A 16,628-nucleotide genomic window follows, 5' to 3' on the forward strand; every position below is an offset into this window, starting at 1 on the left:
TGTATTAATTTTTTTAGATAACATCATTGGGGCTATAATTTTGTTATCTGTATAATGTGAAATGCCCAACAAACTCTCTTGGATCTTTCGGATCATTTAATTTAAGAACATACCAGTAATCTCCTGTAGGCAATTCGTTTCCGTGATATCTTCCGTCCCATTTTCCATTTACACGGTATTTCGCTACTACTCTACCGTATCTATCATAAATATCGAACGTAAGCTCTTTGTATGCTAATGCACCACAATCAGGTCCAATAGTGTCTCCATCACCATCACCATTTGGTGTAAAGTAGTTCGGCATACAGAAGTCATAGAATGTTCCTTCTACATCTATCGTAGCTTCACAACCATTTTTGTCTCTAACAATTACTTTATAGATACCTGTTTTATAGATTCTATAGCTATTAGATGATGTAAATGATTCTCCATTGAAACTGTATTCGTAAGGAGCAACACCACCAGAAGCTTTTACAACAATTGTGTTGATGTCTTTGCTTTGGTTTGTAACATCTATTAGGCTTAACTCTGCAACTGCATCTATTTCAAAATCTGTTCTCTTCTCACAAGTATTAGAGTGTCTTGCCATAATATAGTGCTTTCCTGGAGCAACATTTGTGAAAATGTTACTTGGTTGGAATGTTCCTCCATCAAGAGAGTAATCCACATCTGTAGGACTATTAGATTTATCAACAGTCACGATTACCATGTTTGCCTGTTTGTTGTCCACACAGTCGTATCTCACTTCTGGGGTTGGGTTAAGAACTACCGCTTTATCCATGTTTACTTCAACCAAAGTAATACAGCTAGCGTCTTTAATGTAAACATTATGTAAACCTCCTTTAAGGTTTGTAAAATCATGTATTGTGCCATTATTCAATGGTACATAAGTACCCGTCTCATTGTCGAGGCTAATAGTATAAGGTGGTCTACCTCCGGTAACTTCTATTGAGAATGCTCCGTCATTTTCACCATCACAAATCTCTTGGATGATTGGGCCAACCACTTTACCTTCTAATACATTTGGTTCTTTAATTTCACGTTCTATAATTACAAAACATGAGTTTTCATCCTGAACAATTATTGTATACATACCTGGAGCTAAACGATCAAAACTGAATTTGTCATCGAATAATCCTAAGTTTGGTGAAATAGCATATTTAATTACACCTGTACCACCAGTGGCAGCGATTACAATTTTACCGTCATTAGCACCGAAACAAGTCGCATCTGTAACTGTTGGAACCGCAGTTAATTCTGAAGCTGGCTCATCAATTATTATTGCCTTAGAATCGTACTGACAATCTCCACTATCTACACGTACCACATATGTTCCTTTAGGAAGTTGATCAAAATATCCTTCAGACTGCGCTGGTTTTAATTGATTACCATTAGCATCAAATAAAGTATAAACATAATTTCCTAAACCACCTACTCCAACTGCATCAATAGCGGCTGTCGAACTTCCTTTACAATAAACTTTTGCATTTGTTAAATCTATTTCAAGATTTAATGGTGTTAATGGGTTAATTGTAACATTATTAGAAATTATACCAACACATCCTTTAGAATCTCTAACATAATATTGGTGATTTCCTAGTCCTACAGCAAATGTTACAGATGATGTAAACGAACCTATAACACTACTGAAGTTTTGATCAAGACTGTACTCATATGGACCACCATTTCCTCCAATCGCGCTCAGCGTCAATGTTGCATCAGTTTTACATGTTATTCCTGTTGCCAATGTTAACGATGCTTCAACTCTTGATGGTTCGTTAATTACGATTTCAAGGGATGGAGCCGATACGCAATTAATTCCATCTACTACAGTAACGGTATATGTTCCTGCAGGTAATCCTGAAAACACAGGGCTAATCTGTGGTACTGTTGACATTACAGGATCAGCAGAGAGGTAATTCAAGATATAAGAATAATTTCCTTCCTGACCTCCTGTTGGAAGATCAACTGTAATTTCACCACTTGTATCTCCATTACAAACCAATTGAGCTACAGTCGCATGAGCTGTTACTAAAATTGGATCTGGATTTTTCAATACAACTGTTGCTGTATCAACACATCCATTAACATCTTTAACTTTAACAGTATATATTCCTGCTGTCAAATTCTCAAAATGAGATTCTGTAGAGTATGCTACACTTACTGGACCAACCAATTCGTATAGGTAATCTCCTCCTAACCATCCGCCGACAGCGCTAACTGTGATGGTACCATCATTACCTGGATCACAAGTAATTGGTGTATGAGATTCTGTTATTTGTAATTCAGCATCAGGTTGATCAATTCTAAATGTTCCTGCAACCTCACAATATGGCGTTCCAAACAATTTAGCTGTTACTGTATAAAGACCAGCAGGTAAGTTTGGAATATTGATTGTTGCGCCTAATGTTTGTCCGTTGACATTAACAGGTCCTGTAATAACGTAATCAAAAATTCCTGCATCATCTGTTGGGTCTGTCTGGTTGTCCACGATAGTTAAATCAACACTTCCAGCACCTCCGTAACAAACTACATTAGTAGGATTTGTCACTAACTCAAATGTATTCGGATTGTTTACATAATGAATCGTTGTAATGAAACAGTTTGTAAGAGGATTTGTTACTGTAACTAAATAGTTTCCAATTGTCAATCCTGTGAAAGCACCATCATTATTTGTTTGATCGTAAGTGCTTCCAGCAGAAATTCCTTTTACATTGTAACTTAGAACTGGCATAGGAACTGAAGTTCCGACAGTAATTGCATTTACTTGAATACTTTCGTCATTTTTACAAGTAATTGCTGTTGTCACTGTAATTGCAGCTGGAGTAGCAAACTCAACTTTAACAAATGGTTTTATTGATGCTGTAGCGGTTCCTAAACAACCTTTATCATCATATACATTAATCACATAATTTCCTCCTAATAAATCTGATTCAATGTAAACAGGATTATCTCCTCTTTGAACTGCTACAGGATTACCATCTCTGAAGAATTCATATATTTTGTAAACATTAGAACCGCCAGATGGAGTATTAATTGTGATTGTTGCATTATTCTCTTTGTTTCCAGTTGTACATAAGTATTCTGCAACTACAGGAACTGGTACTGTTATAGGCAGTGGTTCTGTCACTGTCATATCTTTATCAACTGGACATCCTAAACCTGAAGTTACTGTTACTGTATAAGTACCTTGAGGAAGATTTGTAAATACATTACCTACCAATACCATTCCTACTGGAACTGGACTAATAGCATAAGTATATTCTGGATTGTTATTTACAGTTCCTGTTGCAGGATCCATTTTAACCGTTATTGATCCTGTACTTCCTCCGTTACAAATTACTGGGCTTGGAACTAAAGTAAATTCGATAGCAGTATTTGGTATTGGAATTACAACGTCTACTAATACAGTACAAGTTGTTACATTATCTCTAACTGTAAATTGGTAATTACCAGGAGTCAAATTACTAAATACAGGAGAAGAAACAAACAGAGTACCATTTTGGCTAAACTCATAGTTTGCTGTTCCAGAACCTCCTGAAGGCAATAATGTTACTTCTCCTTGATTTCCATTACAGATTGGAGAATTAGTTATTTGATAACCAGAACGTAATGGTTGTAATATTTTTACTGGAGCATCAACGATACATAAGTTAGCATCTCTAACATACACGGTGTAATCTCCAGGAGTAGTTACTTCCAATACATTGTTGTTTAACTGCCAAGTATTTTTGTCTAGACTATATTCTAAATCTGACGTAAATCCTGTAGCCGTTACCGTAATAGTATAACCTGTTGTAGTAGCACAATGCGTAGGCACTACAGCAGTTATAACCGGCATTGGATCTTGTGCAATCTGAATCGTCTTAAAGTCGTAACATCCATTAGCATCTCTAACATAAACATCGTAAGAATCAGATGCTGGAGCAATTTGAGCTGTAGCAATTTCTATTCTTGTTAATGGTTTATAATCTCCCACAGCTGGAACTGTTGGTGGAGTTGTTGTTGCTACTACTGCATAAGAATATTCTTTTACACCTCCTACAATTGTAGTTGGATCTATAGTAATTACTGCAAATGGTCTATCACAATATTGATTATCAACGCTTGGATTAAATCCTGCTAAACTTAACGCTGCTGGTTCTTTAATTTCAACATCAGCAGAAGTTATTGTACAGCTTGGGTAAGCACCTTCTGTTACAACTACTCTGTATTGTGTACCAGCAGTGAATCCGAAAGGAATTACAAATGGATTTGCCGTTGCTGTATCTCCTGGACCAGAAGTTACTGCCACTGGATTTGTACCATTAAATACTTCATACGTATAAGGTCCACTATAATCTACGATATTAATTTCAATCGCTCCGCTATTATTACCATTACAATCTACGTCAGCAGAAGCAATAGCATTCACAGAAGCAATTTCGTAAACAGGAACTTCATATTCAGGAGATTTGATACGACATCCTGTATTGTTGTCGATCACTTCAAACTGATAACTGCTACCTACTGTTGTAGCATTATAAGTAAATGTATTTCCTGTAACTGTAGTAGGAGGTCCCGGGATTAATACTCCGTTTTCATATACATTGTATGTAAATGCATTTGGCGTATTGCTTCCTCCAGTGATTACTACATTTATTTCTTGTGCTCTGTTAATACAGTCAATTGGCGCTCCAAAAGTACCAATTGCTGAAATAAATTTAGGCAATGGGTCTAAAACAGCTGGCAATTGTGTTGACTGAATACAACCATTAGAATCTTTAACATAGAATGTTGGATTTTGAGTAAATCCTGTGTCAGATAATTCAAATGAGTATTTATTGTCTTTTGGTGTGCTATTACTTTCGAAGTAATTTGTACCATCGATACTGAAAGTGTATGTTCCTGTACCGCCGCCGCCTGTAACAACCGCAGTTGTTTTAGTTGGATCAACAGCACAGCTAAATGGTGTTACACTAGCCGATGCTGTCACAAGAACAGGAGCTGCTATAGTTACATCTACATTAGCCTCGCACTCTCTCGCAGATTGTACACTTACGTTATAATCTCCAGGAGTTAAACCAGTAAACAGATTATTATTTTTCTGAACTATTGGGGTACCTGCTGGCACTGTTGGTGTAAGTGTATAAGTATAATCAGGATTATCATTAACTGCTCTTAAATTAACAGTAATCGTTCCGTTGTTATTTGTACCCTGAGATGCATTACAATCTACAGGTGTAATAGCAATATCAGACACCAATAAATCTACTGGTGTTGGAGGCAGCATAACAATTTTTTCTGTAATCGTATAAGAACAATTTCTTGCATCAGAAACTACAATTTCATAAGTACCAGCAGCTGTTACGCTATATTCTGCAGTATCTAATCCTGCTGGGAAAGCAATTGGAAGAGAAGCTCCTGTACCATCATTAACAGTATAAGAATAAGAACCGTATCCGCCTACTGCAGTAATTTTGATAGTTCCGTCTACAACACCTGTACAGAAAACATCTTTTTCGTTAGTAGCCGAAGCAAAAAGCTGTGGTTTAATTTCATTATTAGATACTGTAACTTCACAACCAAGAGCATCTTTAACAATAATATCATATTTCCCTGGTGTTAAATCCTTGAATGTATTGTCTGCCTTCCAAGATTGTCTGTTATCGATACTATACATGAATCCTCCTGCACCGCCTGAAGCACTAACGACTAACGTTGCTAAATCTGTACTATCATAACAGTAATCAGATGTTGCAGCAATAATAGCTGCTGGAGGTGTTGGTGTAACTAAAGGAAACGAATCAGTAAGCGTACATCCGTTAGCATCACGTACAGAAACTCCGTAAGTACCTGTTAATGTAAGATTTCCAAATTTACCATTGGTGTTTTTTATCGCTGGACCAGATGGAGGTGTAAGCGTATATTCGTTATTACCCCATCCACCTTGAGTTGTAATTGTAACCGCACCGTCACTTGTACAACCTAATGGTGTAACATCTAGAGGATCTAAAGTAAATGCAATAGTTGGTTCATTTATAACCGCAATAGTCGAAGTTGCTGAACATCTTGGATAGGCTCCTTCTAATATGTGTACGGTATAATTTGTTCCTTCTCCTAATCCGAATGGTATTACAAATGGATTTGAGATAGTAGTATCGTGAGATCCAGATGCACCTGCTCCCACTACTGGTGTTGCACCATCATACAATGCGTATGTATATGGTCCACTGTAACCTGAAACGAAAATTTCAATACTTCCGTTCGTTGCAGACTTACACGTTACATCAGCCACTGTCGTTGCTTTAACCTCCACAGTATTAAATACTGGAACTTCATAGATATTAGACAAAATCTCACAGTGTGTTGCGTTATCAGTTATTTTAAACTGATATTTGCTTCCAACCGAAGTTGCATTATAAGTAAATGTTTGTGAAACACTTGACGTCGCAAGAACCATATACGGATTACCATCAATCGAAACTTCATATTTCAAATCAATTGGAGTTGTAGATCCACCTACAACCGTTATTTCAATAACTTCTCTTCCGTTTTGACAGTCAATTTGCGAATCTGCTGCTGTTGATCTCGTTGCTGTTGCTGAGATTAACTTTGGAAGCGGTTCTAAAGGAGTAGTCAATGTAGTACTTTCTACACAACCGTTAGCATCTTTAACCCAATATGTTGGATTTTGAACTCCAAGATTATCGGAAATTTCAAATGTATACTTATTGTCTGCCGGACTACTATTACTTGTAAAATAATCTGTACCGTTTTGACTAAAAGTATAACTTCCTGAACCGCCTGCACCTGTTACAACTACCGTTGTAGTTGCAGGATCTACAGTACAGCTAAATGGCGTTGCGTCTGCAGTAGCCACTACAGCTGCCGGAGCTGGTACATTTGCCGGTAATTGCAATTCACAACCTCTGCCAGAAATTACTTTAATCGAATAATCTCCCGCACTTAATCCTGTGAATACATTATTATTAAGTTGTGTTTTAACAGGTCCCGTTGGTGAAACCGGTGTTAATTCATAAGTATAATCTGGATTATCATTTGCTGGATTTAAATTAACAGTCAATGTTCCATTGTCTGTTGCTCCTACTTGACCAGCAGTACAATCTACAGGAGTAGTAACAATATCTGTTAATACAAAATTGATTGGTGTTGGAAGAATTAATTTCACGTCTACCGTTCTCGTACAAGAAGTATTAACATCTCTAACTGTAACTGTATAATCTCCAGCTCCTATACCATTAAATGTCGGACTGAACTGTACAACATTTGGAATTGCTGGCAATGAAGTTTTTATCAATGTATACTCGAAGTTATTTGGCACGAATCCTCCTTTGACTTTCGCAGTAATTACACCATTGGTCTCTTCACAAATTGGCAATGTTGTAAAACTTGCTTCAAGCTCAAGTGGTGTAGAAATTAGATCTAAATCTACCTTATTACCACATCCGTTAACATCTTTTACTTCTACGCTGTGAGGTCCAGAAGAAAGATTTGGAATAGAGAATGATGCAGAAGGCATAGGAACAGGAGCTGCACCATCTAAAATATAGTAATGTTGACCCATACCTGTCGTCGTCAAATTAACATCGATTACAAAAGAACCTTCTGTAACACAGATATCATTTGTCACCGCAGTAATAACTGGTGATGGATCTAATTCTACTTCAATAAAGGCTGTAGCAATACATCCGTTCGCATCTTTAACATAAACGATAAAATGACCGTTATCTCTATTGAAAGTATTAGATGTATGTGTAGCTACATTAAATGATGAGCTAAAAGTAGCATTAGTAGGAACTGGATCTACATTATCAATTACACCAAATGCACCTGTATCAGGAAAAACTTGGTATAAGTAAGGAAGCGCTGTTATACCGTTAGCAGTATCTGCAGCTCTAACAGTTCCACCTTTTCCAAAAGCTTCAATAACACCTTTTGCAGAACCGCAATTATCATTTTTCGCAGTAGCGGTTAATGATAATGGTACAACTGACTGTGTTATTGTAAACGTATCAGAAGAATTCATACAAACTGTATTTCCTAAATTATCCTCTTCAGTAAATAAAATATAGTAAGTACCTGGTTTAAGAGGTCCAACATTATTGACAGTCATAGTTGGTAAGGTAACTGTTCCGCCTATTGCAGGGGTAACAATGATATTAGTTTGTGAATTATAAATTTCATATTTAACTCGTGTTGTAGTTGGTTGCGGATTTGCAATTGTAAATGAAACCGTTCCATTGTCAGCTCCAGTACAAGTTACATTTGCAGCAATAACATCACTTGTTAATGTAGAGGCAGATTTTGTTGGTCCATCTGCTTGTTTGAAATAGTAACATTTTGTTGTATCATCATAAACAACAAAAGAATATACTACCCCTGGATTAAGATTATTAAATGTCGACTGTAATAATAGTGGATCCCCCGGTGTTGCTGGAGGCACCACCGCATCTGCACTCTGATAAAGAGCAGAATAAGTTGCATAATCAAATTTTGTTGGGTCTGTTGGATCCAAAGGATATTTAGCAAAATAATATGGTCCTCCAGGAATTGTTGGTGTTGCTTTAACTACTAGACTAGCAGTTGTACAAGATGGTGGTCCAGGAGTAACTTCAATTTTCAAATCTTCTGGCGGTGAGGCCATATTGACTTTTTTACTAACTGGACATCCGTTTGCATCAGATACCGTTAATTCATAAATTCCAAAATTTAAGATATTGAACGTATGGTCTTCAGTTCCTGTAGGATTATAAACCTGAGTTGCACTAGTATTACTTGTTAAAGTATAAGTATAACCCGATACAGCAGGAGCAGGATTTCTAGTACCACCTGTTAGACCTACTACCGAAATAGAACCAAAAGTTGTACCTGTAGTACCTCCAACACATTTAATTTGAACATCAACTAAAGAAAAATCAATTTTTGGTGGATCAACAATAGTAGTTGTTTTATCTGTATAACAACCTTTAGCGTCTGTAACTCTTACAATATAATCTCCCGCAGGAAGTCCTGTTGTTTGAATACCATAATTTACATCTGCTGTCGCAGGAACTAAAGCAGAATTGTCTTTAATTACATTTATAGTATAAGGGCTTGCGCCTTTAGTTTGATCAATTGTTACCGTGATAGAACCCGTTTCTCCTCCATTACATAAAATAGTTGCATTTGGAGTAAGAGTAAATTCTGGGTTCGTTTTTGGAGCCACAACTACGGTTGAAGTAAGGCTACAATGGGTCGTTGAAGCATCACTTAAAGTAAACAGATAGGTAGTATTCCCTGTCGCAGTAGTTGCAGCGGCATCAGAATATATAAATGTTGTACCTATAACTGGTCTAACTGTAGGATCAAGTGTACCATTTATAGTAACAGTATAAGTATACGGTGTTTTTCCTCCCGAAACAGTCCCTTTAATTTCAATATCCTGACCATTACAAGTAGCTAAAGTTTCTAATTTGGCATTGAATTTTAACTCTGTTTCGATAGCTTGTGCTGGTAATGTTAAAATACAGCCTGTGCTCATATCTTTAACTTTAACAACATAACTCCCAGGATTTAAGTCATCGAAAGTTCCGCTTGTCTGATATTGACCATCGTTAATATTGTACATATAAGTCGGAGAAGGAACAGCAGGTGTTACTACGATTGTAGCTTTTCCTACTGCATCATAACATAAATCAGACGCTGTTAAATCAATGCTAGCATCTGGTTGAATTGCTGCGTCAACATTAAATGTTGTTGAAATTGTACAGCCGTTTCCGCTCAAATCTGTAACCGAAATTCCATATGTTCCAGATTGAGTCAAATTATTAAATGTTGAGCTAGATTGTGGCCCAACTACAGTATTGTCTGGTAATGTAAGCGTATATCTGTTATTACCCCATCCGCCAACTGTATTGATTACAACTTTACCATTGTTTGGTGAACAAGTAATCGGTGTAATACTTGGTGTTGTAAATGCAAACTGTAAAGCTGGCTCTTTTACTTCAACCGCTTTTGTCGCAGTACACTCAGTTGTTGGGTTTGTAATTGTAATTGTATAATTACTTGCCAATAAGCCAGTAAAAGTAATAACGTTTCCAGCTTGTGACGATTGAGAATTAGGAATCACCGCATTTGCACTATTTCTAAGTACATACGTGAATGCTCCTGCAGTACCTGAAACAGTAAAAATAATGCTTCCATTTGCATCTCCTTTACAAGTTACATTAGCACCTAAAGTACCGTTAACAAAAACTGGTAATGCTTTATCAATTGTATACTCGCCAAAAGTAGCACAACCATAATTATCTGTTACTTTAAATTTATAAGATCCCGGAGGTAAATTATTAAATGTATGGCTTTGAGCTGAAACATTTGTAGCAACAAGATCTGCCGGAGCTACCGTTGCATCAGTATCGGTTATTTCAAATCTAAATGGTGCGACACCATTATCAACTGTAACAGTTAAACTAGTTTTATCCTTACCTGTTGCACAAGTAATTGCAGCTGGTGGAGCAAAAGTCATATTGACTGGTGGGTCTAATGCTTCAACAACCGGAGATGCTAAAACTCTAAATGGACAGTTATTTGCATCATAAACATCAACAGTAACTGGACCAGTTACATCTGTAGTATATGTATTTGATATTACTGGTGTTTGACCATTATAACTATATCTATATTTATTAGGACCTGTGTAAGGTGTACCAGGAAGATCAATAACAACAGTAATTGTTGCTGCTTGCACTGCAGTTCCAGTACCACATTTTAATGGCGCTGTAACATCTGCGTGCGCCGTCAATTGAGCAGGATTATTTAATGTTTCTGATACTACAACTGCACATTTTTTAGCATCAGTAATTCTAAACCAATATGTTCCGGCACCAATACCTGTATGCTTGTTAGAAGCCATAGGAGAAAATCCTGTAGTAGCTGAAGTTGTAGAAACTTCATAACTATATGGTGCTGAACCTTTACTAGCAGTTATCTCAATAGAACCATTTGTTCCATTATAACAAGTAGGGTTTATTGGCACTGTTATAGCCGTTGGATCTTCTTTTGTGTTAATTGTTCTAGAAACAACCGTTATACAATCATTTTTATCTGTAATCTCAAAATAATGAGTTCCCGCCACACCAGTGTCAAAAGTAAATACTGTTGATCCAGCTGGAACATCAGTGTATAATCCATTGAATGGAGCTCCTGTTGTATTGTGTCTGTATTTAAAATCAGGGTACCCATTGGCAATAGTTACCTCAATTGTAGCATCTGGAGAAGCTGGAGCAACATCACAATCCAAATCAGCTAATAATTTAGTAGATGCTGAAACCGGTACCGCAATAATTTCTTCATCTAAATCAGTATAACATCCTGTAGAAGTGTCTGTAACTCTAATAACATATTTTCCTGGAACTAATCCTGTGAAAGTCCCATCTGTTTTTACAGTACCTTTGTTAATACTGTAAGTATAGTTTGCATGCGTATTTGGATTTACTTTTAAAGTTGCTCCAGCACCGCCAGCACATAAACTAGAAGCAGGATCTAAACTTACAATTGGTTTTTCTTCTGGATTAATTGTAAAAGTTCCTTTTACCTCACAACCTTTTGCATCTTTTACAATAAACGAATAATCACCTGCATTTAAACCAGAGAATAATTTAACACTTTGAGAAACTGTTGGTCCGCTTGGAGATGTTGGTGTTACAGAATAAGTGAAACCTCCCCAGCCTCCTTTAGCATTAATGGTAACCGAACCTTTAGCTTTACAAGTCACATGTACTAGATCACTAGGGTCTAAAGCCAATACTGCTGTTGGAGCAGAAATTGTTTCATCATCAGACTGAGAACAATTTGTATCAACATTTGTTACTGTAATTGTATGTAAACCTGCATTTAAATTTGGTGCAGCAATAGTAAATGAAGTTCCTGTACTTGGTGAAGTTCCTGTTTGAACTGGTAATGCACCATCTATTTGATATGTATAAGCTACATTATTGCCTAAACCAGAAACAGTAAAAGTAACCTCTCCTTTAGAATCGCCTAAACAGTTTACATCGCTTACTACTTTACTTGAAATAGAGAAATCTTGTAGTGGGTCGACTTTGTCCTTTTGAGAGAAAGAACAATTTTTAGCATCTTTAACTTCAAAAGTATAAGTAACTCCAGGATCTAAACCTGGGAAAGATCCTGTTGTATTACTTTTTACAGCACTTGCAGGAGCTGTAATAGCATATGTAAAAGGCCCTGTTAATGCAGCTCCTAAAGCATCTTTAACATCTGTAATCGTAAAATCTACTTTATTACTTGGACATTTAAGTGCCGATTTATTAATTGTCATTGCTTTTGGACCATTCACAGCTACAATAGTCAAAGCTGGTGTAGTTGTGTAGCTACAAGCATTTGTATCTGTAATCGTTACTGTATAATTTCCTGCAACAGTAATACCCGCAAAAACTTTAGTGTCCTGAGTATTTAATGGAACACCATTTCTATTTAATGTATATTTATAATTGCCATTTCCACCTGTAACAACTGTCCCTACAGTAATTGTTGCAGGGCCATCACAAGTGTAAGGTGTTGTTATAGATGCAGTACCAAAGATTGCGTCTGGTGCAATCAAAGTTACTTCTAACATCTGAGTACATTTATTAGAATCCTTTACGTAAAAAGTATATTTTACCCCAGCGCTTAGACCTGTAAAATATGATGTGTCATTATAAGTAATTCCATCTGTACTATATTTAAATCCGCCAGAACCGCCACTTGCTTTTAAAAGAATTGTTCCATCGCTAGAAGTGTTACATTTAGGCGCAGTATTATCAGATGCTAAAACAATAGCATTTAATGGCGTGATTGTAGCTGTTTTACTAACAACTGTACAGCTTCCCGAATCTGTAATTCTGAAAGTATAATCTCCTGCTACTGTAGTTGTATACGTAAAAGTATTACCTGTTGTAGTAGGCTGTACCAAAGTACCTGTTGTATTTCCTGAAGCGATTACAACCGTAAAAGGTCCTTTTCCACCAGAAATAGTTCCAGTAATTATTGCTGTATTATTTGGAGCGGGCTCACAGCTTAAACCTCTTGTAACGGGAACTTCTACCGTTAATTTTTCGTTGATTACTTGTGTAATAGGATCAGATTTACAGCCAAAACTATCTGTAACTACAAATGTATAAGTACCTGGTTGTGTCGCATCATAGGTAAAAGTTGGACCATCAAAAGGCGCACTAGCATCACTTTCTGCTCCACCATTAAACTGTGTGGTATAAGTATATTTTCCAACTCCACCATTCACTCGCACTATGATTTGAGCTTTTGTATCAAAGCATAGATTTGAAGATTCAAAAGTAATTTGAGGAGGTACAGCCGCAACAACATCTACAGATGCCATTACCGCTGTCTGGCATGAATTTGCATCTCTAGCTATCACCTTGTAATTTCCTACCTTTTTAATATCTAAGAACTCTCCTGAAGCTTGAAAAGCTCTTACAACAGTAACACCGTCGGTTTCTCTTAATTCATATTCGTAACCTGGTGTCCCATCACTTGCCTCAGCTTTAATTGTTGCACCTATTTTACAAGTGGCAACTGTCTCTACCCAAGCTTTAATTTTTAAAGCTTGTGGAGATTTAATTTCTTGTGCTAAAGGGAAAGTACAGCTTCCTGCTGAATCATCATAACGAATTCTGATATTATAAATTTTACTTTGTAAATTCGTTAATGTTATACTACCGCTTACTGCCGCTGGAACAGGAATTACAGTTTCCCATTTTCCTCCGTCTACAGAGTATTGGAATCCTTTTACTGGATCAAAATTTTTAGCTGATAATGTAATTTCACCATTTTGTTCACCGCTACATTTTACATCTTTATAACCTGTTATACCAGCAGAAAAAGCTTTACTTCCGTCCACAACTATTGGGAAATTTGCTACTGTGTTACAAGCTTTCGGCATCTGTGTAACTACTAAGTCATCAACTGCAAAGTCGATACCATTAACCTGAGAAAGCTCCAATCGCAATACGAAATCTAAAGTAGTATTATTTCCTGGATCAATTGTTCTGGTATATTTTACCCAGCCATTAGTTTTTGGTATTCCGCCTGTAGATTGTGAAGATAACGCTACACCAGAAGCATTTTGTAGCTCAACAGTTAGGGAAGCATCTGGCTGATTATTTCCTACTTTTAGTAAGTTGGTACCGACAAACGTAACCTTAATTGGTACGTTTGGTATAATATCTTTAATAGTTTTTCTATATAAAACAGCATTATTAGGAATAGAGTTACCTGCATCAACCGCTAAAAACCTCCCATTTGAGTCTTTTCCTCCACTAGTATTATCTCTAGGGCTCCACCATCCATCATACGGATTATTTCTTAATAAATTTGTAACTGTATATTCCCCATTACCAAATAGTTTATTATTGTTACACTTTGTAGCTTCCACTTGTCGTTCCCAACAAAAGTTAGGGTTGATACCTGGCGAACTAACATCTGGTCCAGAACCAAAAGTTTCGTTCAATAAAACACTTTCTGTAGGAACATTTACCACATTATAACTTACCGATATTGTGTGGTCTCCTTGCGTTACGTTCTTAAAAACATTCGTAGGCGTATTGGTATTAAGAACACCGTCTATATAATAGTCATAAGTAAATTGTGGACTACCGCTTCCACTGTTTGTAACCGTTACTGTTGTAGTCGCAGAACCATCACAGTTAAAAACTGGATCAGCAACTTTAATAGTTGGTGAATCTGGTTGTTTAAGCAAAGTAATCGCTGGTAAAGCAACTTCACAATTGGCATCTTTTATATAAAAAACATGTGTACCTGGATCAACATATGCTTCTTTAGATGTAGTCCAAGTTTTCTTACCATCAAAACTATATAAATATGGATTTGCTCCAGGAAGCGGAACCCCTCCTTCAGCATTGGTGATCCTAACTTTCCCTTGACTTTCTTTTCCTGTTGGACCGCAGCCTGATAATTCTGCTACACCAACAGATGCAGTCAAGGCTGTCGTCAAACCAATTGAAATAGGATAGTCAGGTTCCGTACAAGTTGTTTTATTTTTAGTGTACTTAACACTTATGATATAGTTTTCAGGGGGAACGTTAGTATAAACTCTATTACCGGTTATACCTGTAATTGTCATTGAATCATAATTTGTTGAAGTATAATTATTCTCCCCCATTAATCTGGTTTGTATACTATATCCTTTCGCATCCGTTACATTAATCGTAATTTTTCCATTTGGATTCGTACAATCACCATCCGTTTTAGTGATTGTATATGTAGGCTTATCTGCTGTAGGAACATTAATCTCTTTTTCAATAGAACAACCATTTGCATCTTCAACACGAATTTTATAATTACCTGAAGCAATTGTGGTAATCACGTTATTTGCATTCTGAAAATAATCCGCTCCGTTAATACTAACCATATATCTAAATGGATAAGTACCACCAGTTGTAGCAACTGTAATAGCACCAGAAGTACACGTATTTAAAGTTTTTGTAATTGTTGGATTTGATGTCAATTGATTTGGAGCATTCGGTACAGCTACAGAAGGCTTGTTATCGATCATACAATTTGATCCCTGAACAACTGTTTCAACTCTGTAAGTACCAGAATCTAATCCTGTAAATGTATACTCTGCATTTTCTGTAGGACCAAAACTGCTTAATGCATTTGTACTTGAAGCTGGTTTATAAATATTATAAGTATATTTTTTCCCAATATCATTTGTGATTACTCTAATACTTCCTTTTCCATCATAACATCTTGGTGCTACAATTTCGGTAGTAACCGCATACGTTACATTTTTAATATTCTGATTTAAAACTTTAAACTCGCATGATCCAACTACTCCTTTTATTCTGATAAAAGCAGTGTAGTTACCTGGAGTACTTGTATTAAAAACATTACTGTCTTGCCAAGCACCTGGTGATCCGGTTGTTGTAAAACTATATTCGTATCCAGCACCAAATCCACCAACAGTAATGTTACCCAAAATCTGGCAAGTTCCATCACTATTTCTAATAATATCACTCTTTGTAACTGCCGTAGGAATTAAAGTATTTTGATATACGTTAAAATAAAACACATATGGAGTACCCGTATTATCAATGATGCTTACTCTGAACTGACCTGCAGAATTTGCCAAGTAATCTTTACCTTCAGCTACCTTTACCCAACATGAAGCCTCAGCATTTTCGTTAGCACAATCGCTATTTGAAACAGTTATACAACTGCCTCCAGAAATAAATCTTTCCCAAATAATAGATCGGGCATCTGTTATTTGCGTATTGATAAGTCGTGAATCATTTCCTCCACATAAAAAAAGCTTTGGAAGTAATTTACCATCATTAGGACACTTTGCTACTTGACCAGCATAAGGCAGCTGAGCATAGGGAATTACTGGATTTGTAAGTGGCGCCGGATTAACATTTTCCGATACTGTTTCACCATTTAAACTAAACTGATTATTTGCTTTTAAGAATAAATTCTCATTCGAGCTTGAATTAAGCTTTGAATTATATGCAACCCAATTTTGCGCGTAGGAGGCAAAATTGAATAGCAGAGCTAAAACAAAAATCAGCGTTCTTAAAGTAGTAGGTTTTTTCATAATCATTTTTTGTTAC

Annotated in this window: 1 protein-coding gene; it reads right to left on the bottom strand. The window is 36.5% G+C overall.

All coding sequences use genetic code 11. From position 1 onward, the window contains the following. Positions 1 to 43: 43 nt before the first annotated feature. Complete coding sequence (locus tag AC5ZCW_RS04680; protein WP_496118250.1) at positions 44 to 16,612, bottom strand: T9SS type B sorting domain-containing protein; 16,569 nt, start codon at positions 16,610 to 16,612, stop codon at positions 44 to 46. Positions 16,613 to 16,628 lie beyond the last annotated feature (16 nt).

Source organism: Flavobacterium sp. PLA-DH12, from assembly GCF_059511845.1.

Coding starts and splice junctions, on each gene's coding strand:
- AC5ZCW_RS04680 (WP_496118250.1), bottom strand. CDS start 16,612: ATGAAAAAACCTACTACTTTAAGAACGCTGATTTTTGTTTTAGCTCTG.